Origin of the sequence: Pseudomonas sp. Bout1 (assembly GCF_034314165.1) — a bacterium.
Classification (GTDB): Bacteria; Pseudomonadota; Gammaproteobacteria; order Pseudomonadales; family Pseudomonadaceae; genus Aquipseudomonas.
Map to the genome: position 1 here is coordinate 5685298 of NZ_JAVIWK010000001.1, position 18780 is coordinate 5704077.

The window sequence follows — 18780 nt, forward strand, 5'->3', positions numbered from 1 at the left end:
TTCGCTGCCGCCGCCTGAGGAGAAAATTAGAAATGACCTTCGTCGTCACCGACAACTGCATCAAGTGCAAGTACACCGACTGCGTAGAAGTGTGTCCGGTGGACTGCTTCTACGAAGGCCCGAATTTTTTGGTCATCCACCCGGACGAGTGCATTGACTGCGCCCTGTGTGAGCCAGAATGCCCGGCCGTCGCAATTTTCTCCGAGGACGAAGTCCCGGCAGAGATGCAGGAATTTATTCAGTTGAACGTTGAGCTGGCGGAAGTCTGGCCGAATATCACTGAACGTAAAGATCCGATGCCGGACGCGGCGGAGTGGGATGGCAAAAAAGGCAAGATTGCCGACCTCGAGCGCTGACAGCGTCGATGCCCTCCAAAAGGCCCCTTGCGGGCCTTTTTGCGTTTCTGCGGGGCGGGGTTCACTTTTCTATAGGCAAAAAAAAGGGGCGGTATGACCCGCCCACATTTTTTCCCTAGTCCCTGTGTTCCTTTTCATCGTCCTGATGAATCGCATCCTGCGAGGTTCCCTGAATCATCAATCCTTGATGACTGTGTCAATCCGTGGACACAGGGCTGATCTTAGAGAGTTCCCGGCGAAGTTCAACGGGATCCAAATCGTGGGACTACAGGCTTTCGCACTCAAGACAGAATAAATAGTTGTTATATTTCAATTACATAGAAATATAGACAGTCAGTTCAGGACGTCCGCACCGACGAAAAAACCCAAACGCTTACGAAAAAGTAAGTGAATGCTTACACCAGCAATTACGGAAAAGGGTAACAAGCGACCCTCGGGTGTTCGCCAGACACGAAAAAGCCCCGACACCGTCGAGGCTTTTTTCCCATCCGGTGGATCAGTCGTCGCTGACAGTGATCGTCGGCATCGCCTGGGCCTCGGCTTCCTGCAGGACGATTCGCGCGCCTACGTGGCGGGCCAACTCCTGGTAGACCATGGCAATCTGGCCATCGGGCTCGGCAACCACCGTCGGCTTGCCGCCGTCGGCCTGCTCACGAATCCCCATCGACAGCGGCAGCGACGCCAGCAGTTCAACACCGTATTGGGTCGCCAGCTTCTCGCCACCGCCTTCACCGAACAGGTGCTCGGCGTGGCCGCAGTTGGAGCAGATGTGCACTGCCATGTTTTCCACGACGCCCAGCACCGGGATGTTGACTTTGCGGAACATCTCCACGCCCTTGCGGGCATCCAGCAGCGCCAGGTCCTGGGGCGTGGTGACGATCACCGAGCCGGCCACCGGGACTTTCTGCGCCAGGGTCAACTGGATGTCCCCGGTGCCAGGTGGCATGTCGATCACCAGGTAGTCCAGGTCACCCCAGGCAGTCTGGGTGACCAGTTGCAGCAACGCACCGGAAACCATCGGGCCGCGCCAGACCATCGGCGTGTTGTCGTCGGTCAGGAAGGCCATGGACATCACCTCCACGCCATGGGACTGGATCGGCACGAACCATTTCTGGTCCTTGATCTTCGGCCGGGTGCCTTCGGCGATGCCGAACATTACGCCTTGGCTTGGGCCATAGATGTCGGCGTCGAGAATACCCACCCGCGCGCCCTCGCGGGCCAGGGCCAGGGCCAGGTTGGCGGCGGTGGTGGATTTGCCCACGCCGCCCTTGCCGGAGGCCACGGCCACCACGTTCTTCACATTGGCCAGGCCCGGGATCTGCGCCTGGGCCTTGTGCGGGGCGATCACGCACTGGATCTCGACCTTGGCCGAGCTGACGCCGTCCAGGCCTTCAATGGCCATTTGCAGCATCTGCGCCCAGCCGCTCTTGAACAGGCCGGCGGCGTAGCCCAGCTCAAGCTGGACCGAAACCTTGTCACCCTGCACATCGATGGCGCGAACGCACCCGGCGCTGACCGGGTCCTGGTTCAGGTAGGGGTCGGTGTACTGGCGAAGAACGGCTTCCACCGCTGCGCGATTGACGGCGCTCATGGGCTACTCCCGAAAAAGACTGACTAAAACAGGCGGCTATCCTAACCGTTCCGGCGCCCCAGCGGCACGCTTTCGGCCACCTGGAAAATCCTGAAACAGCCGCACGGGGTGAAATAAATTTCCCGGCGCTTTATAGTGGCCGACCTCCGTTTCATCAAGTAGCCGAGCCCCATGTCCGAGCCACGCAAGATCCTCGTCACCAGCGCCCTGCCCTATGCCAATGGTTCCATCCACCTTGGCCATATGCTTGAGTACATCCAGACCGATATGTGGGTGCGCTTCCAGAAGCATCGCGGCAATCAATGCATTTATGTCTGCGCGGACGACGCCCACGGTTCGGCCATCATGTTGCGCGCCGAGAAGGAAGGGATCACCCCGGAACAACTGATCGCCAATGTCCAGGCTGAACACAGCGCCGACTTTGCCGAGTTCCTGGTGGACTTCGACAACTTCCACTCGACCCACTCCGAAGAAAACCGCGAGCTGTCGAGCCAGATCTACCTGCGCCTCAAAGAAGCCGGGCACATCGATACGCGTTCGATCACCCAGTATTTCGACCCGGAAAAGAAAATGTTCCTGGCCGACCGCTTCATCAAGGGCACCTGCCCGAAATGCGGCACTGAGGACCAGTACGGCGACAACTGCGAAAAATGCGGCGCCACTTATGCGCCTACCGATTTGAAGGATCCGAAGTCGGCCATCTCCGGCGCCACTCCGGTGCTCAAGGATTCCCAGCACTTCTTCTTCAAGCTTCCGGATTTCCAGCAAATGCTGCAAACCTGGACCCGCAGCGGCACCCTGCAGGACGCCGTGGCCAACAAGATCGCCGAATGGCTGGACGCCGGCCTGCAGCAGTGGGACATCTCCCGCGATGCGCCGTACTTCGGTTTTGAGATCCCGGGCGAGCCAGGCAAGTACTTCTATGTGTGGCTGGACGCGCCGATCGGCTACATGGCCAGCTTCAAGAACCTGTGCGACCGTACGCCTTCGCTCGATTTCGACGCGTTCTGGGCCAAGGACTCCACCGCCGAGCTGTATCACTTCATCGGCAAGGACATCGTCAACTTCCACGCGCTGTTCTGGCCGGCGATGCTCGAAGGCTCGGGCTACCGCAAGCCGACCGGCATCGCGGTTCACGGCTACCTGACGGTCAATGGCCAGAAGATGTCCAAGTCCCGTGGCACCTTTATCAAGGCGCGCACCTACCTGGACCACCTGTCGCCGGAATACCTGCGCTACTACTACGCGTCCAAGCTGGGCCGTGGCGTCGACGACCTCGACCTGAACCTGGAAGACTTCGTACAGAAGGTCAACTCGGACCTGGTGGGCAAGGTGGTCAACATCGCCAGCCGTTGCGCCGGGTTTATCCACAAGGGCAATGCCGGTGTGCTGGTGGCGGAAAACGCCGCGCCGGAGCTGACCGACGCGTTCCTGGCCGCTGCACCAAGCATCGCCGACGCCTATGAAGCCCGCGACTTTGCCCGCGCCATGCGCGAGATCATGGGCCTGGCCGACCGTGCCAACGCCTGGATCGCCGACAAGGCGCCGTGGTCGCTGAACAAACAGGAAGGCAAGCAGGCGCAAGTCCAGGCCATCTGCGCTACGGGCGTCAACCTGTTCCGCCAGTTGGTGATCTTCCTCAAGCCGGTGCTGCCGCTGCTGGCGGCCGACGCCGAGGCGTTCCTCAACGTGCCGCCGCTGACCTGGAACGACCACGCGACCTTGCTCGCCAACCATCAGTTGAATGAGTTCAAGCCGTTGATGACCCGCATCGACCCGGTAAAAGTCCAGGCCATGAGCGACGCTTCCAAAGAAGACCTCGAAGCCAGCAAGACCGACACCGGCGAAACGGCTACGGCGGGCAATGGCGAACTGGCGAAAGATCCGCTGTCGCCAGAAATCGACTTCGACGCCTTTGCCGCAGTGGACCTGCGGGTTGCGCTGATCATCAAGGCCGAAGCTGTGGAAGGCGCCGACAAGCTGCTGCGCCTGACCCTGGACATCGGTGACGAGCAACGCAACGTGTTCTCCGGGATCAAGAGCGCCTACCCGGATCCGTCCAAGCTCGACGGCCGCCTGACCATGATGATCGCCAACCTCAAGCCACGGAAAATGAAGTTCGGCATCTCCGAAGGCATGGTGATGGCAGCCGGCCCTGGTGGTGAAGAGATCTACCTCCTGAGCCCGGACAGCGGCGCCAAGCCGGGTCAGCGCATCAAGTAAACTGCGAACTGCCCCATGGTCACTGCCATGGGGCGGTTTGAGCTAGTACCCCCTCCTCGCTTGCCGGATAATCGGATTCTGTTTGCTTAACCCGGCACGACCATGACCGATACACTTCCCACCGTTGTCAGCGCAGCCTTGTTCAGCAACGTCGTGTTGCAGATACCGCTGGCTGTCGCCCCGGTGCTGGCCATGGCTTTTCCAGGTTCCAACGCAATGATCAAACCATGAGCCTGATTCAACGTATCGACGCCCTGCTGCCACAAACCCAATGTGGCAAATGTGGGCATCCTGGCTGCAAGCCCTACGCAGAAGGCATTGCCCAAGGCGAGGCGATCAACAAGTGCCCACCGGGCGGCCACGAAACCATCGCCGGCCTGGCCCAGCTATTGAACCTCCCGGAGCTGGAGCTGGACGCATCCCGAGGTGAGGCGCCCGCGCAGGTCGCGTTTATCCGTGAGGCAGAGTGCATCGGCTGTACCAAATGCATCCAGGCCTGCCCGGTGGACGCCATCGTCGGTGCTGCAAAGTTGATGCACACGGTGATTATCGATGAGTGCACGGGCTGCGACCTGTGTGTGGCGCCTTGCCCGGTTGATTGCATCGAAATGCGTCCGTTGACCACGGTATTAGCGATTGTCGGCGGGTTGGCTTCCACCGTTCACGAGCGCCAGGCACGCAGCCTCAAGCGTGACCGGGCCCGGCGACGTTTTGAACAGCGCAACACGCGGCTGCAGCGCGAGGAGGAACGCAAGTGTGCCGAACGCCTGGCGCGTACCCCGCGCGCAGCCCCGGTGACAGCGGCCACGGTTAACCCGGTACAGGCCGCCATTGAGCGCGTTCGTGCCCAAAAAGCCGCCGCGATGGACGCCGCCTTGAAGAAGGCCAAGATCAACCTGGCCATGAGCCGTGCCCAACTGCACAAAACCTTGAAAGCCTTCGGCCACCCGCCGACTTTTGAACAGCAGGCGCAGTTGATCACCCTGCAACAGCACTTCGAAACAGCAGAGCAGGCGCTCGCGGCGTTGGCGGGGCCCGATGCCCACACTTGAACCCCTTGATCACCAGCCGCACGCGATGAAGCGTGTACGGCTGCTGGCCGCCGCGTTTATCCTGCCCGGGTTATTGCCCGCCTGGGCCGTTCTTCATAACCCACTGACTGCCCGCAAGGAACCGCTCGCCCCATGAACGCCGCAAAACGCCTGGAAATTTTCCGCCGGCTTCACGAAGACAACCCGGAACCGAAAACCGAACTGGCCTATTCCTCGCCGTTCGAGTTGCTGATCGCGGTGATTCTCTCGGCCCAGTCCACAGACGTCGGCGTCAACAAGGCCACCGCCAAGCTGTATCCAGTGGCCAACACACCGGAGGCGATTTACGCGCTTGGGGTTGAAGGGTTGTCGGAATACATCAAGACCATCGGCCTGTACAACAGCAAGGCGAAGAATGTCATCGAGACCTGCCGGCTGCTGGTGGAGTTGCACGGCAGTGAAGTACCACAGACGCGGGAAGCCCTGGAAGCGCTTCCGGGCGTAGGCCGCAAAACGGCCAACGTGGTGCTCAATACGGCATTTCGCCAATTGACCATGGCGGTGGATACGCACATTTTTCGGGTCAGCAACCGCACCGGGATTGCCCGTGGGAAGAACGTGGTGGAGGTAGAAAAACAGCTGATGAAGTTTGTGCCTAAGCCCTACCTGCTGGATTCACATCATTGGTTGATCCTTCACGGACGCTATGTCTGCCAGGCCCGCAAGCCGCGCTGTGGCAGTTGTCGCATCGAAGACCTGTGCGAATTCAAGGAAAAGACTTCCGACGATTGAGCCATCATTGCTTTTATCGATGAGTCGATTGAAAAAATCTTTTTTACCAGGCCCGAGATTATCGTTATAAGGAGCGCCAACGGCAGTCTTAGCCTGGAGTTAACCTTATGAGCACTGGCAAAGAACAACTGGATGTAGAAGACGACGTTGTTGGCGCTGAATCTGACGATGATGCAGCAGAAACACCGGTAGAGGTGGCCAAGACCAATTTGAGCAAACGCCGCACCATCGATAACCTTCTGGAAGAGCGGCGCTTGCAAAAACAGTTGGCCGATTACGACTTCGATCTCTAATCGACCCAACGATAAACAGAAGCCTCCCTCACGGAGGCTTTTTACTGCATGCCAGTGCCGCCGAGCTACACCAACCCGTTGCGCTGGGCCAGCTCGATCAAATCTACCAGGGAGCGTGCGTTGAGCTTGAGCAGCAAGCGAGTCTTGTAGGTGCTCACGGTTTTGTTGCTCAGGAACATGCCATCGGCGATCTCCTTGTTGGTCTTGCCGCGGGCCAGTTGCTGCAACACCATCATCTCCCGGCCGGACAGGCGCTCGACCATGTCCGCTTCGCTGGCGTTACCCATGGTGGAGCGCACCGAATTCAGCGCCTGGTTCGGGAAGTAGCTGTACCCGCACAGCACTGCCTTGACGGCACTCAATAGCTCGGTGAGGTCCTGTTGCTTGCACACATAACCGGCAGCACCCGCCTGCATGCAACGCATGGAAAAATGCCCGGGCGCCTGAGAGGTGAGCACCAGCACCTTGAAGGGATGGGCTTGTTTGGTAGATGACAGACGGCATATAACTTCCAGGCCATCAAGTTTGGGAATTCCAATATCCAGTATGACAATGTCCGGCATATGCTCGCGCGCAAGTTGCAAGGCATCGACACCGTTATCGGTCTCGGCGACGACCTCATAACTATGACGCTCCATAAGCATACGCACAGCAAGACGAATGACGGGATGATCATCCACGATCAGCACTTTATTCATGGGCAAGTCCAATTTCGCTGTTCGAATTATTAAGAGCAAGCACAATAGCCTAGTCGTTTCCCGCTTGGCATAGCGCTCCCCCCCAAGCAACAGCAAGCAGAGACCCAACCCACAACGATATAGGATTTAACCTACAAAAAAACTCCGACACGGAGGCATCCGACTTTATTGAGGCTTTCAGAAGTTTCCGAGTACAAACATACTTTGAATGAATATTCCCCGAATGGCCGGGGCCAAGGTAAACGTGCCGCACACAAGTTTCAGCCAATGCCCCTTGCTTCCTGCCAGAACGCCCATACATCGGGGACGAAGCGTGCTCTCTAAAAGTTCCATCTCGCATATTTGATTTCACTCCAAAAATCCTACAGACATGTCAGCAACTGACATGCACGTCGTACATTCATGAGTGAATTTTCTGTAGTACATAGTTCCTGTGTACGCAAAAAAAAGCATATTCAACAATGCCGCCCTTAATACGCCAGGTTGAGCCTTAACAATAAACATTGCCCCTGTAAAACTATAAACATTCACTTAATGCCAATGAACGCATGACGATTGCATGCTACAAACTTAAACAAGGCGTACCAGACTCCGTATTCCGGGCAAAAAAAATGGCCCCTGGAAAGGGGCCATTTTTATCACCAGCTAAAACACTCAGAACAACTTGCGACCTTTGTTGGCCGCAATGCGCATGCGCAATGCGTTCAGCTTGATGAAGCCTGCCGCATCTGCCTGGTTGTAGGCGCCGCCGTCTTCTTCGAAGGTGGCGATGTTGGCATCGAACAGCGACTCGTCGGACTTGCGACCAGTCACGATCACGTTGCCCTTGTACAGCTTCAGGCGCACAACGCCGTTCACGTGTGCCTGGGAAGCGTCGATCATCTGTTGCAGCATCAGGCGCTCAGGGCTCCACCAGTAACCGGTGTAGATGAGGCTGGCGTATTTCGGCATCAGCTCATCCTTAAGGTGAGCGACTTCGCGGTCCAGGGTGATGGACTCGATGGCGCGGTGAGCGCGCAGCATGATGGTGCCGCCCGGGGTCTCGTAGCAGCCACGGGACTTCATGCCCACGTAACGGTTCTCGACGATGTCGAGGCGGCCGATACCGTGTTCGCCACCGATACGGTTCAGGGTCGCCAATACGGTGGCCGGGGTCATTTCGACGCCGTCCAGCGCGACGATGTCGCCGTTGCGGTAGGTCAGTTCCAGGTACTGGGCCTTGTCAGGAGCGTTCTCCGGGGAGACGGTCCATTTCCACATGTCTTCTTCGTGCTCGGTCCAGGTGTCTTCCAGCACGCCGCCTTCGTAGGAGATGTGCAGCAAGTTGGCGTCCATCGAGTACGGGGACTTCTTCTTGCCGTGACGCTCGATCGGGATGTTGTGCTTTTCGGCGTAGTCCATCAGTTTTTCACGGGACAGCAGGTCCCATTCACGCCACGGAGCAATCACTTTTACGCCTGGCTTCAAGGCATAGGCGCCCAGTTCGAAACGCACCTGGTCGTTACCCTTGCCGGTGGCGCCATGGGAGATGGCGTCGGCGCCGGTTTCGTTGGCGATTTCGATCAGGCGCTTGGCGATCAGCGGACGTGCGATGGAAGTACCCAGCAGGTACTCGCCTTCGTAGACGGTGTTGGCGCGAAACATCGGGAAAACGAAATCGCGGACGAACTCTTCGCGCAGGTCGTCAATGTAGATCTCTTTCACGCCCATGGCTTGCGCCTTGGCACGTGCAGGTTCGACCTCTTCGCCCTGACCCAGGTCAGCGGTGAAGGTCACCACTTCACAGTTATAAGTATCCTGCAGCCACTTGAGGATCACCGAAGTGTCCAGGCCGCCGGAATACGCGAGAACGACCTTGTTTACGTCGGCCATGCCATCACTCCACGGGGTTGTACGGAAAGGCGTCGATTCTACCGACCAAAACCGTGAAATTACAGAGGCGCGACAGCAAATGAAGATAAAGCGACAGATTATGTCGACTGAGCGACCCAGCGCCGCACCTTATGAGGTGGCGGCCGCGTTGCCGGGTGCCTTGGCTTGGGGCGCCGGTTTCTCGGGGGCTGCCACCCGTTCGAGCTGAATATTCACCCGGCGATTTTTTGCCCGGTTGGCCGCATTGGTGTTCGGCGCCAGCGGGTAGCTTTCGCCATGAAAACGCAGGGTAATCTGCGATTCCTGGATGCCATTGGCCTTGAAGTAGTCCATCACCGCCAACGCGCGACGCCGCGAGACATCACGATTGGTCAGGCGATTGCCACTGTTGTCGGAGTGACCGTTCAGCTCGACGTGGTTGACCGTGGGGTCGGCTTTCATGAACTCGAGAATCACCGAGAGCTTCTTCTTCGCCGCCGCATCCAGTTCAATGCCACCACCGGGGAAGCCCACTTCGGTCTGTTTGACCTGCTCGTAGTTCATCGGCAGCAGCTTGGTGGTACACAGCTGATAGTCGTTGTAGGCCTTGTTGAATTTCACCGGCAACAGGCGAATCTCGGAGTAGCCTCCTTCGCGCCCATAGTGCCGCACAGTCGGGCTGCGGCCTTCGAGCAAACCGGTGAACAAGCGCCCGGCCTGGGCCTGGGAGCTGTTAAACAGTACGTCACCACTGCCGACACGCACCGCGCCCAGGTTGATATCACCGCGCCCCGGTTGCCACGGCGCAGCTGCCGCGAGCAGGGTCGCGGAACCGGCGCCCAACGAACCGTTAAAGGCTTTCAGACGAAACGTCGCCTGCTCGCCGGCCCGGCGCACGAACTCGCCCGAGCCAAAATCGGTGATCGGCTGGGTCAGGCGGCACTCGAATTTATCGCCCTCCACTTTCCACTCAATATTCTCCAGACGTGTCTGGAACGTGAGGGCCATGGCGGGCAGGCTCGCGAACACACTGAGCAGGGCTAGATAATGCTGGCGCACGGGCGGCTCCACTGGTTTCTACAACACATCAAGGCGTCATACATCGTTAAGGCATACCCAGGGATATCGGTCGCATCCTGCAAAACTTGATAGCGAGTGCCTGCAAGAGTCTTTTCCGGTAGCATTCCCACCAGATTGACCCGCCTGGAATCCCCAATGTCCGACCGCCTGACCCTGCTGCGTCCCGACGACTGGCATATTCATCTTCGCGATGGTGCTGCGTTGCCCCAAACCGTGGCCGATGTAGCGCGCACGTTTGGCCGCGCCATCATCATGCCTAACCTGGTACCTCCGGTGCGTAACGCCGCGCAAGCCGACGCCTATCGCCAGCGTATCCTCGCTGTACGACCGGCCGGCAGCCGCTTCGAACCGTTGATGGTGCTGTACCTCACCGACCTCACTAAGCCCGAAGAAATTCGCGAGGCCAAGGCCAGTGGTTTCGTGCACGCCGCCAAGCTGTACCCGGCCGGCGCGACCACCAACTCCGACTCCGGCGTCACCAGTATCGACAAGATCCTGCCGGCCATCGAAGCCATGGCCGAAGTGGGCATGCCGCTGCTGATCCACGGTGAAGTCACCCGGGGTGATGTGGATGTGTTCGATCGTGAAAAGATCTTCATCGACGAACACATGCGCCGCGTGGTCGAGTTGTTCCCGACCCTCAAGGTCGTGTTCGAACACATCACCACCGCTGAGGCCGTGCAGTTCGTCACCGAGGCTTCGGCCAACGTCGGCGCGACCATCACCGCGCATCACCTTTTATACAACCGCAACCACATGCTGGTGGGCGGGATTCGGCCGCACTTCTATTGCCTGCCGATTCTCAAGCGCAACACGCACCAGGTGGCGCTGCTTGATGCCGCCACCAGTGGCAGCGAGAAGTTTTTCCTCGGCACCGACTCTGCACCTCACGCCCAACACGCCAAGGAAGCTGCGTGTGGGTGTGCCGGCTGCTACACCGCCTATGCGGCAATCGAGTTGTATGCCGAAGCGTTCGAACAACGCAACGCCCTGGACAAGCTTGAAGGGTTCGCCAGCCTCAACGGCCCGCGCTTCTATGGCCTGCCGGCGAATACCGATCGCATTACCTTGGTCCGTGAAGACTGGACCGCCCCCACCAGCCTGCCGTTTGGCGAGCTGACCGTTATCCCGCTGCGCGCCGGTGAAACACTGCGCTGGCGCCTGCTGGAGGAACACCCGTGAGTGAAGATCATTACGACGACGACCAGGAACACGGCGGCGGTGGGGGCGGTTCCCGTCACCCGATGGCCGAGCGTTTTCGTGGCTACCTGCCGGTTGTCATCGACGTAGAAACCGGTGGTTTCAATTGCGCCACCGATGCGTTGCTGGAAATTGCTGCCACGACGATCGGCATGGATGAACAGGGTTTCGTGTTCCCGGAACACACCCACTTCTTCCGCGTCGAGCCGTTCGAAGGCGCCAACATCGAAGCGGCCGCCCTGGAGTTCACCGGAATCAAGCTGGACCATCCGCTGCGCATGGCAGTCAGTGAAGAAGCGGCGTTGACCGACATCTTCCGTGGCGTACGCAAGGCCTTGAAGGCCAATGGCTGCAAACGCGCGATCCTGGTGGGCCACAACAGCAGCTTCGACCTGGGCTTCCTCAACGCCGCCGTGACGCGCCTGGACATGAAGCGTAACCCGTTTCACCCGTTCTCCAGCTTCGACACCGCCACCCTCGCAGGCTTGGCCTATGGCCAGACCGTGCTGGCCAAGGCCTGCCAGGCTGCCGGTATCGACTTTGACGGTCGCGAGGCCCACTCGGCCCGCTACGACACCGAGAAGACGGCCGAGCTGTTCTGCGGCATCGTCAACCGCTGGAAACAAATGGGCGGCTGGGAAGACTTCGGCGACTGAAGCTGACCCAAACAAGACCTCTGCAGCGAGCGGGCTTCTGTGGCGAGGGAGCTTGCTCGCGCTGGGCTGCGTAGCGGCCCCGATAACCCCGCCGCGGTTAACCTGTTAAACCGCGGTGTCAGGTTCTGGGGCCGCTTCGCAGCCCAGCGCGAGCAAGCTCGCTCGCCACAACAGCTTGCTCGCCACAAAACCAAATGCAGCGCATAAAAAAACCGGCCTTCTCAGGCCGGTTTTTTTGTACCGCGAAGCTGGCTTACAACTTGCCAGCGTTCTCGGTCAGGTAAGCCGCAACGCCTTCTGGCGAAGCGTTCATGCCTTTGTCGCCTTTTTTCCAGTTGGCAGGGCAGACTTCGCCGTGCTCTTCGTGGAATTGCAGAGCGTCGACCAGGCGGATCAGCTCTTCCATGTTACGGCCCAGCGGCAGGTCGTTGATGATCTGCGAGCGCACAACGCCCTTGTCGTCGATCAGGAACGCGCCACGGAAGGCCACGCCGCCTTCGGACTCAACGTCGTAGGCCTTGGCGATGTCGTGCTTCATGTCGGCAGCCATGGTGTATTTGACTTTGCCGATGCCGCCATCATTGATGGCGGTGTTGCGCCAGGCGTTGTGGGTGAAATGGGAGTCGATGGAAACGGCTACCACTTCAACGTTACGCGCCTTGAAGTCGTCCATGCGGTGATCCAGAGCGATCAGCTCCGAAGGGCAGACGAAGGTGAAGTCCAGCGGGTAGAAGAACACCAGGCCGTATTTGCCTTTGATGGCTTCAGACAGTTTGAAGCTGTCTACGATTTCGCCATTGCCGAGGACGGCAGGTACGTCGAAATCCGGGGCTTTTTTGCCGACGAGTACGCTCATTGGGTATCTCCTGATGGTGGTGACTTGAAGTAAAAGGATCCCTTCCAGTGTGCCGTGGGTAGACGACAGCCCTGTGACGGGATCACGCTTCGTGAAGACCGACCATCATACACGGCTCGGGAAAAAACCGTTCGTCAGTGGGTAATCATTCTGACCCAAACCATCGAGAAACTACTTTGACAATCATTCTCGTTAACATTAAGATCCATCGCACTTAAGCCTTACCCGCGATGGTTCTCCCTTATGTATGTCTGCCTCTGCACTGGCGTCACCGACGGACAAATCCGCGAAGCAATCTATGAAGGTTGCTGCAGCTACAAGGAAGTACGTGAAACCACCGGCGTTGCCAGCCAATGCGGCAAATGCGCCTGCCTCGCCAAGCAAGTGGTACGGGAGACCCTGACGCAGCTGCAAACTGCCCAGGCTGCGATCCCCTACTCAGCAGAATTTACACACGCTTAATCGGCGTGTTTTAAAGAACCGGACTTAGTGTCCGGTTTTTTTATGCCCGCAATTCAAACAGTTAGCGCGAAGACGCGGAACACAAACATTCTTATTCCGATTAATTTTCATTTATTATTCAATAACTTAGGTTTGACAGTAGTAAATACGCAGCTCAAACTCCGCCTTATATACAGCTAATACAGGGCAGGACCCCCATCATGAAAGGCGACATTACAGTCATCCAGCAACTCAACAAAATCCTTGCCAATGAACTGGTCGCGATCAATCAGTACTTCCTGCATGCGCGCATGTATGACGATTGGGGCCTGGAAAAGCTGGGCAAGCGTGAATACAAAGAATCCATCAAGGCCATGAAGGATGCTGACGCGCTGATCAAGCGCATCCTGTTCCTGGAAGGCCTGCCGAACGTGCAGGACCTGGGCAAGCTGAACATCGGCGAGCACACCCAGGAAATGATCAACTGCGACCTGAACTTCGAGCGCAAGAGCCACGCCGACCTCAAGGCCGCCATCGCGCATTGCGAAACCAAGGGCGACTTCGGCAGCCGTGAACTGCTGGAAGATATCCTTGAAGACCAGGAAGAACACATCGACTGGCTCGAAACCCAAATCGGCCTGATCGGCAAAGTGACTATCGAGAATTACCTGCAATCGCAGATGGGTGAATAACCCTTAATTCCCAGCCACTAAAAAGCCCCGCTCTCTTTCGAGAAGCGGGGCTTTTTTATTGCCGCTACCTGGAATAAATCAGGCTTCGGTCTTCGCAGCGGCTTTTTCTGCTGCGTCTTTGATCAGTGCCTGCAACGAACCATCGGCCGCCATTTCGGTGATGATGTCGCTACCGCCGACCAGCTCACCGGCAACCCACAGCTGCGGGAAGGTTGGCCAGTTAGCGTACTTCGGCAGGTTGGCGCGGATTTCCGGGTTCTGCAGGATATCCACGTAGGCGAATTTCTCGCCACATTGCATGATTGCCTGGGAAGCCTTTGCGGAGAAGCCACACTGGGGAGCGTTAGGTGCGCCCTTCATGTAAAGCAGAATAGTGTTGCTGGCAATCTGCTCTTTGATCGTTTCGATGATATCCATGGAACACCTCGGCTGGAACTTTCCGACTCATGGGTCGGCACGGTGGCGCATTGTAACGCAAACCCCAGCGTGACGCTCGGACTCCCCGACAGACAATCCCTACGCCGCTGCCACCCGCACCGGCACACCGTTCAACGCCGCGTTGCCCGACAGTTCATCCAGTTGCCGCTCATCCGTCAGGTCGTTCGCACTCGCCCCTGGCTGCCCGCTGGCGATGGTCATCTGCACGCCCGGGCGGCCATGGCCCCAGCCGTGGGGCAGGCTGACCACGCCAGGCATCATGTCCAGGCTGGCCAACACTTCCACTTCGATCATGCCGATGCGCGAACTCACACGCACCCGCTGCCCGTCGATAAGCTGACGGTGGGCCAGGTCGTCGGGATGCATCAGCAACTGGTGGCGGGGTTTGCCTTTCACCAGCCGGTGGTAGTTGTGCATCCAGGAGTTGTTGCTGCGCACATGCCGGCGGCCAATCAGCAGCAACTCATTCACCTCGGGCACTGGTTGCGCGGCAAAGCGTGCCAAGTCTGCGAGGATCACCGGCGGGGCGGCCTGCAAACGGCCATTGGCGGTTTTCATGCGCCTCGCCAGATTGGGCTTCAGCGGCCCCAGGTCCAGGCCGTGAGGATGATCGGCCAGCGCGGCAATGGACAAACTGTCGCCATAAGGCCCGGCCCGCAGCCCAAAGTCGATCATCTGCACAGGCGGCAGGGTCGGCTTGAGCGCAGTGCCGGTTTTCGCCGCAAACGCCTGGGCCAGTCCGACGAATATTTCCCAGTCATGCAACGCGCCCTCGGGTTTTGGCAGAATGGCGCGATTGAAGCGGGTGACGTTGCGCACCGCGAACATATTGAACGTGGTGTCGTAGTGATCGTTTTCCAGCGCCGAGGTGGACGGCAGGATCAGGTCGGCATAGCGCGTGGTTTCGTTGATATACAGGTCGATGCTTACCATGAACTCCAGGCCGTCCAGCGCCTGCTCCAACTGCCGGCCATTCGGTGTGGACAGCACCGGATTCCCCGCCACGGTTACAAGGGCGCGGATTTGCCCTTCGCCCTCGGTAAGCATTTCTTCGGCCAATGCAGAAACCGGCAACTCGCCACCGTACTCCGGCCGCCCGGAAACCCGGCTCTGCCAGCGATTGAAATGGCCGCCGGAGGTGGAAGCCACCAAGTCGACTGCCGGCGTGGTGCACAAGGCGCCACCGACTTGATCCAGGTTGCCGGTGACCAGGTTGATCAACTGCACCAGCCAATGGCACAGCGTGCCGAACGCCTGGGTCGAGACGCCCATGCGGCCATAACACACTGCCGTGTCGGCCGCGGCAAAATCCCGCGCCAACTGGCGGATCTGCTCGGCGGGCACTGCGCATTGGCGGCTCATGGCTTCAGCAGTGAATCCGGCGACGGCGTGGCGTACTTCATCCAGGCCGTCCACTGGCAGGTGACTGTCACGGGTGAGGTTTTCGGCAAACAGCGTATTGAGCAAGCCGAACAACAACGCCGCATCGCCGCCCGGGCGCACAAAAAGATGTTGGTCAGCCATCGCCGCCGTCTCGCTGCGCCGTGGGTCAACCACCACGACTTTGCCGCCGCGGGCCTGAATGGCCTTCAGGCGTTTCTCTACATCCGGCACGGTCATGATGCTGCCGTTGGACGCCAGCGGGTTGCCACCAAGGATCAGCATGAAGTCGGTATGGTCGATGTCCGGGATCGGCAGCAACAGGCCGTGGCCGTACATCAGGTGGCTGGTGAGGTGATGGGGCAGTTGGTCCACCGAGGTCGCAGAGAATCGATTACGGGTCTTGAGCAGGCCCAGGAAGTAATTGCTGTGGGTCATCAGGCCATAGTTGTGCACGCTCGGATTGCCCTGGTACACCGCCACCGCGTTCTGCCCATGGCGCGCCTGGATACCCGCGAGACGCTCGGCTACAAGCGCAAAGGCGTCTTCCCACGGGATAGGCCGCCATTCGCTGCCCACCCGCAGCATGGGCTGGTGCAAGCGGTCCGGGTCATTCTGGATATCTTGCAGGGCTACAGCCTTGGGGCAGATATGGCCACGGCTGAAGGTGTCCAGCGGGTCACCCTTGATCGAGGTGATCGCAAGGCTCCCGTCTTCGCCCTGGGTGGTTTCCAGTGTAAGGCCGCAGATGGCTTCGCACAGATGGCAGGCACGGTGGTGGAGAGTCTTGGTCATGGCCAGTCTCTTTATTGTGGGCTGGGCGCTTCGGAGAAAAACTATGGCCCGCCCTCGCGAGCAGCGCCAGCAACGTTCGTCGTGTGAATCCAACGGCATCAGGCCAGGCCATGAGGAAACATCAGGAAATGTTTCAGCGCCCTCCGACAGCCCACTGAAACCGACGCACCTTGGCCTGCGCCCGCCTTCGTGCATTGCAAAGTGGCGCAGCGCCAGTGTACAAATGAGCGACTGCTGTCAGGAAACAGGCTTCAAAAGCGCCCTCCCCGCGTCCTTGAACTCCCCTAAAAACTGTAGCCCTATTGGTAAGACGCGACATTTAATGTCAATATCGCGCCTCCCCCTATTTCGTCGCCCCGTGCGGCTTTCGCCGCAGGTCTCGCCCGTTTTCAAAATAAACAAGGCTTTGAGTATCTGCGGTCTGTTGCAAAAGGTAGTTAATGATGAGCGCAAGGCACTTTCTCTCCCTGATGGATTGCACGCCCGAAGAGCTGGTCAGCGTGATCCGTCGAGGCATTGAGCTTAAAGACCTGCGTAACCGCGGCGAACTGTTCGAGCCTTTGAAAAACCGCGTGCTCGGGATGATTTTCGAGAAGTCGTCGACCCGTACCCGCGTGTCCTTCGAAGCCGGCATGATCCAGTTCGGCGGCCAGGCTATCTTCCTTTCGCCTCGCGATACCCAACTGGGCCGTGGCGAGCCGATCAGCGATTGCGCGATTGTGATGTCGAGCATGCTCGATGCGGTAATGATCCGTACCTTCGCCCACAGCACCCTGACCGAATTTGCCGCCAACTCCAGCGTGCCCGTAATCAACGGTCTGTCCGATGACCTGCACCCGTGCCAGTTGCTGGCCGACATGCAAACCTTCCTCGAACAGCGCGGCTCGATCCAGGGCAAGACCGTGGCCTGGATCGGCGACGGCAACAACATGTGCAACAGCTATATAGAAGCGGCGATCCAGTTCGACTTCCAATTACGTGTTGCCTGCCCCGAAGGCTATGAACCGGACGCAAGGTTCCTGGCACAAGCCGGCGAGCGCGTAACCATCGCGCGCGACCCGCGTGACGCAGTGATCGGCGCGCACCTGGTGAGCACCGACGTCTGGACCTCCATGGGCCAGGAAGAAGAAACCGCCAAGCGCCTCAAGCTGTTCGCACCGTTCCAGGTAACGCGCGCCCTGCTCGATTTGGCAGCGCCAGACGTGCTGTTCATGCATTGCCTGCCGGCCCACCGTGGCGAAGAAATCAGCCTCGACCTGCTGGACGATCAACGTTCGGTCGCCTGGGCCCAGGCAGAAAACCGCCTGCACGCCCAAAAGGCCCTGCTCGAATTTCTGGTTGCGCCAGCGTACCGCCCTGCATGAGCCAGCCACTTTTGCTGAACCTACGCAATCTGGCATGCGGTTATCAGGATCAACGGGTGGTGCAGAACCTCAACCTGCACCTTAACGCCGGCGACATCGGTTGCCTGCTGGGCTCGTCGGGCTGCGGCAAGACCACCACCCTGCGAGCAATTGCCGGGTTTGAGCCGATACACGAAGGTGAAATCAGCCTGGCGGGCGAGGTCATCTCCAGCGCCGGTTTCACTCTGGCCCCGGAGAAACGTCGGATCGGCATGGTGTTCCAGGACTACGCGCTGTTTCCGCACCTCAGCGTGGCCGACAACATCGCCTTCGGCATTCGCAAACACCCGCAAAAAGAGCGGGTGGTCGCCGAATTGCTGGAACTGGTGAACCTTAAGAACCTGGGCAAGCGTTTCCCGCACGAACTCTCCGGCGGCCAGCAACAGCGGGTCGCCCTGGCCCGCGCCCTGGCACCGGAACCGCAACTGTTGCTGCTCGACGAGCCCTTCTCCAACCTCGACGGCGAACTGCGGCGCAAACTAAGCCATGAAGTGCGCGACATTCTCAAGGCGCGGGGCACCAGTGCGATCCTGGTGACCCATGACCAGGAAGAAGCCTTTGCCGTGAGCGACCATGTCGGCGTGTTCAACCAGGGACGCCTGGAGCAGTGGGATACGCCCTACAACCTCTACCACGAACCGCAAACACCCTTCGTCGCCAGTTTTATTGGCCAGGGTTACTTCATTCGCGGGCAGTTGAACACGGCGGATTCGGTCAGCACCGAGCTGGGCGAGTTGCGCGGCAACCGCGCGTACCCCTGGCCTGTCGGCGGCGCAGTGGATGTATTGTTGCGCCCGGACGACATCGTCTATGCGCCGCACAGCGCCTTGAAAGCGCGGATTGTCGGCAAGACGTTCCTCGGGGCGTCGACCCTGTATCGCCTGCAGTTGCCTACAGGCGCGCAACTGGAATCGATCTTTCCCAGCCATGCCGACCACGTGGTCGGTGCCGATGTGGGCATACGCGTGGCAGCCGAGCACCTGGTGTTGTTCCAGCCCCTGTAA

At 59.0% G+C, this 18780-nt stretch carries 18 protein-coding genes and 1 pseudogene; 12 read left to right on the forward strand and 7 right to left on the reverse strand.

What is annotated here, in order from left to right; translation table 11 throughout:
• Positions 1-32 precede the first annotated feature (32 nt).
• Positions 33-356 carry a ferredoxin FdxA gene (gene fdxA, locus RGV33_RS26350; protein WP_200433015.1) on the forward strand — a complete coding sequence of 108 codons (324 nt, stop codon included), beginning with the start codon at positions 33-35 and terminating at the stop codon, positions 354-356.
• Positions 357-852: 496 nt separating this feature from the next.
• Here the strand turns inward: fdxA and apbC are convergent, their stop codons facing one another.
• The gene (gene apbC, locus RGV33_RS26355; protein ID WP_322147189.1) at positions 853-1947 is read right to left on the reverse strand and encodes an iron-sulfur cluster carrier protein ApbC; all 1095 of its coding nucleotides are present in this window, start codon (positions 1945-1947) and stop codon (positions 853-855) included.
• A gap of 171 nt (positions 1948-2118) precedes the next feature.
• Between apbC and metG the strand changes: the two genes are divergently transcribed.
• The 5 genes and pseudogenes from metG to RGV33_RS26380 all read left to right on the forward strand — a co-directional run bounded on the left by metG (position 2119) and on the right by RGV33_RS26380 (position 6286).
• Complete coding sequence (metG, locus tag RGV33_RS26360; RefSeq protein ID WP_322147190.1) at positions 2119-4170, forward strand: methionine--tRNA ligase; 2052 nt, start codon at positions 2119-2121, stop codon at positions 4168-4170.
• Positions 4171-4272: 102 nt separating this feature from the next.
• On the forward strand, positions 4273-4401 hold the full coding sequence (locus RGV33_RS26365) for a hypothetical protein (protein ID WP_322147191.1): 129 nt from the start codon (positions 4273-4275) through the stop codon (positions 4399-4401).
• Positions 4398-4790: pseudogene (rsxB, locus tag RGV33_RS34365) on the forward strand (electron transport complex subunit RsxB); the annotation flags it as partial. The gene RGV33_RS26365 and the pseudogene rsxB, both read left to right, overlap by 4 nt.
• A gap of 564 nt (positions 4791-5354) precedes the next feature.
• Positions 5355-5993: an endonuclease III gene (gene nth / locus RGV33_RS26375; protein ID WP_185707582.1), complete on the forward strand. Its 639-nt coding sequence runs from the start codon at positions 5355-5357 to the stop codon at positions 5991-5993.
• Positions 5994-6100: 107 nt separating this feature from the next.
• Positions 6101-6286, forward strand: coding sequence for a PA3496 family putative envelope integrity protein (locus RGV33_RS26380; protein WP_226475650.1), 186 nt, complete (start codon positions 6101-6103; stop codon positions 6284-6286).
• Between the two features lie 65 nt (positions 6287-6351).
• Here the strand turns inward: RGV33_RS26380 and RGV33_RS26385 are convergent, their stop codons facing one another.
• The 3 genes from RGV33_RS26385 to RGV33_RS26395 all read right to left on the reverse strand — a co-directional run bounded on the left by RGV33_RS26385 (position 6352) and on the right by RGV33_RS26395 (position 9894).
• Entirely contained in the window at positions 6352-6984 is a 633-nt protein-coding gene (locus RGV33_RS26385; RefSeq protein ID WP_003208698.1) for a response regulator transcription factor, read from the reverse strand.
• A 654-nt stretch (positions 6985-7638) separates the two neighbouring features.
• The gene (locus tag RGV33_RS26390; RefSeq protein ID WP_088422930.1) at positions 7639-8856 is read right to left on the reverse strand and encodes an argininosuccinate synthase; all 1218 of its coding nucleotides are present in this window, start codon (positions 8854-8856) and stop codon (positions 7639-7641) included.
• Positions 8857-8985: 129 nt separating this feature from the next.
• On the reverse strand, positions 8986-9894 hold the full coding sequence (locus tag RGV33_RS26395; RefSeq protein ID WP_322147192.1) for a flagellar protein MotY: 909 nt from the start codon (positions 9892-9894) through the stop codon (positions 8986-8988).
• Positions 9895-10050: 156 nt separating this feature from the next.
• Here RGV33_RS26395 and pyrC point away from each other — a divergent pair, with 156 nt between their 5' ends.
• Both pyrC and rnt read left to right on the forward strand, forming a co-directional pair.
• On the forward strand, positions 10051-11097 hold the full coding sequence (gene pyrC, locus RGV33_RS26400) for a dihydroorotase (protein ID WP_322147193.1): 1047 nt from the start codon (positions 10051-10053) through the stop codon (positions 11095-11097).
• The gene (rnt, locus tag RGV33_RS26405; protein ID WP_076015417.1) at positions 11094-11771 is read left to right on the forward strand and encodes a ribonuclease T; all 678 of its coding nucleotides are present in this window, start codon (positions 11094-11096) and stop codon (positions 11769-11771) included. The genes pyrC and rnt overlap by 4 nt, the downstream gene beginning before the upstream one ends.
• Positions 11772-12024: 253 nt before the next feature.
• Here rnt and RGV33_RS26410 read toward each other — a convergent pair whose 3' ends face one another.
• Positions 12025-12627 (reverse strand): peroxiredoxin, encoded by a 603-nt coding sequence (locus RGV33_RS26410; RefSeq protein ID WP_322147194.1) that lies wholly within the window; start codon positions 12625-12627, stop codon positions 12025-12027.
• Positions 12628-12870: 243 nt separating this feature from the next.
• Here RGV33_RS26410 and RGV33_RS26415 point away from each other — a divergent pair, with 243 nt between their 5' ends.
• Positions 12871-13089 (forward strand): bacterioferritin-associated ferredoxin, encoded by a 219-nt coding sequence (locus RGV33_RS26415; RefSeq protein ID WP_003208706.1) that lies wholly within the window; start codon positions 12871-12873, stop codon positions 13087-13089.
• Positions 13090-13289: 200 nt separating this feature from the next.
• Positions 13290-13760: a bacterioferritin gene (gene bfr, locus RGV33_RS26420; RefSeq protein WP_322147196.1), complete on the forward strand. Its 471-nt coding sequence runs from the start codon at positions 13290-13292 to the stop codon at positions 13758-13760.
• Positions 13761-13838: 78 nt separating this feature from the next.
• Here bfr and grxD read toward each other — a convergent pair whose 3' ends face one another.
• Both grxD and RGV33_RS26430 read right to left on the reverse strand, forming a co-directional pair.
• On the reverse strand, positions 13839-14177 hold the full coding sequence (gene grxD, locus RGV33_RS26425) for a Grx4 family monothiol glutaredoxin (RefSeq protein WP_088422925.1): 339 nt from the start codon (positions 14175-14177) through the stop codon (positions 13839-13841).
• A 99-nt stretch (positions 14178-14276) separates the two neighbouring features.
• Positions 14277-16373: a molybdopterin oxidoreductase family protein gene (locus tag RGV33_RS26430; protein ID WP_322147198.1), complete on the reverse strand. Its 2097-nt coding sequence runs from the start codon at positions 16371-16373 to the stop codon at positions 14277-14279.
• A gap of 443 nt (positions 16374-16816) precedes the next feature.
• Here RGV33_RS26430 and argF point away from each other — a divergent pair, with 443 nt between their 5' ends.
• Both argF and RGV33_RS26440 read left to right on the forward strand, forming a co-directional pair.
• The gene (argF, locus tag RGV33_RS26435) at positions 16817-17737 is read left to right on the forward strand and encodes an ornithine carbamoyltransferase (RefSeq protein ID WP_322147200.1); all 921 of its coding nucleotides are present in this window, start codon (positions 16817-16819) and stop codon (positions 17735-17737) included.
• Positions 17734-18780, forward strand: a complete 1047-nt coding sequence (locus RGV33_RS26440; protein WP_322147202.1) for an ABC transporter ATP-binding protein — start codon at positions 17734-17736, stop codon at positions 18778-18780. The genes argF and RGV33_RS26440 overlap by 4 nt, the downstream gene beginning before the upstream one ends.

What these genes read in the sequence shown, in the direction of transcription:
- fdxA (WP_200433015.1), top strand. Translation starts at nt 33, where the DNA reads ATGACCTTCGTCGTCACCGACAACTGCATCAAGTGCAAGTACACCGAC.
- apbC (WP_322147189.1), bottom strand. Translation starts at nt 1,947, where the DNA reads ATGAGCGCCGTCAATCGCGCAGCGGTGGAAGCCGTTCTTCGCCAGTAC.
- metG (WP_322147190.1), top strand. Translation starts at nt 2,119, where the DNA reads ATGTCCGAGCCACGCAAGATCCTCGTCACCAGCGCCCTGCCCTATGCC.
- RGV33_RS26365 (WP_322147191.1), top strand. Translation starts at nt 4,273, where the DNA reads ATGACCGATACACTTCCCACCGTTGTCAGCGCAGCCTTGTTCAGCAAC.
- nth (WP_185707582.1), top strand. Translation starts at nt 5,355, where the DNA reads ATGAACGCCGCAAAACGCCTGGAAATTTTCCGCCGGCTTCACGAAGAC.
- RGV33_RS26380 (WP_226475650.1), top strand. Translation starts at nt 6,101, where the DNA reads ATGAGCACTGGCAAAGAACAACTGGATGTAGAAGACGACGTTGTTGGC.
- RGV33_RS26385 (WP_003208698.1), bottom strand. Translation starts at nt 6,984, where the DNA reads ATGAATAAAGTGCTGATCGTGGATGATCATCCCGTCATTCGTCTTGCT.
- RGV33_RS26390 (WP_088422930.1), bottom strand. Translation starts at nt 8,856, where the DNA reads ATGGCCGACGTAAACAAGGTCGTTCTCGCGTATTCCGGCGGCCTGGAC.
- pyrC (WP_322147193.1), top strand. Translation starts at nt 10,051, where the DNA reads ATGTCCGACCGCCTGACCCTGCTGCGTCCCGACGACTGGCATATTCAT.
- RGV33_RS26410 (WP_322147194.1), bottom strand. Translation starts at nt 12,627, where the DNA reads ATGAGCGTACTCGTCGGCAAAAAAGCCCCGGATTTCGACGTACCTGCC.
- RGV33_RS26415 (WP_003208706.1), top strand. Translation starts at nt 12,871, where the DNA reads ATGTATGTCTGCCTCTGCACTGGCGTCACCGACGGACAAATCCGCGAA.
- bfr (WP_322147196.1), top strand. Translation starts at nt 13,290, where the DNA reads ATGAAAGGCGACATTACAGTCATCCAGCAACTCAACAAAATCCTTGCC.
- grxD (WP_088422925.1), bottom strand. Translation starts at nt 14,177, where the DNA reads ATGGATATCATCGAAACGATCAAAGAGCAGATTGCCAGCAACACTATT.
- RGV33_RS26430 (WP_322147198.1), bottom strand. Translation starts at nt 16,373, where the DNA reads ATGACCAAGACTCTCCACCACCGTGCCTGCCATCTGTGCGAAGCCATC.
- argF (WP_322147200.1), top strand. Translation starts at nt 16,817, where the DNA reads ATGAGCGCAAGGCACTTTCTCTCCCTGATGGATTGCACGCCCGAAGAG.
- RGV33_RS26440 (WP_322147202.1), top strand. Translation starts at nt 17,734, where the DNA reads ATGAGCCAGCCACTTTTGCTGAACCTACGCAATCTGGCATGCGGTTAT.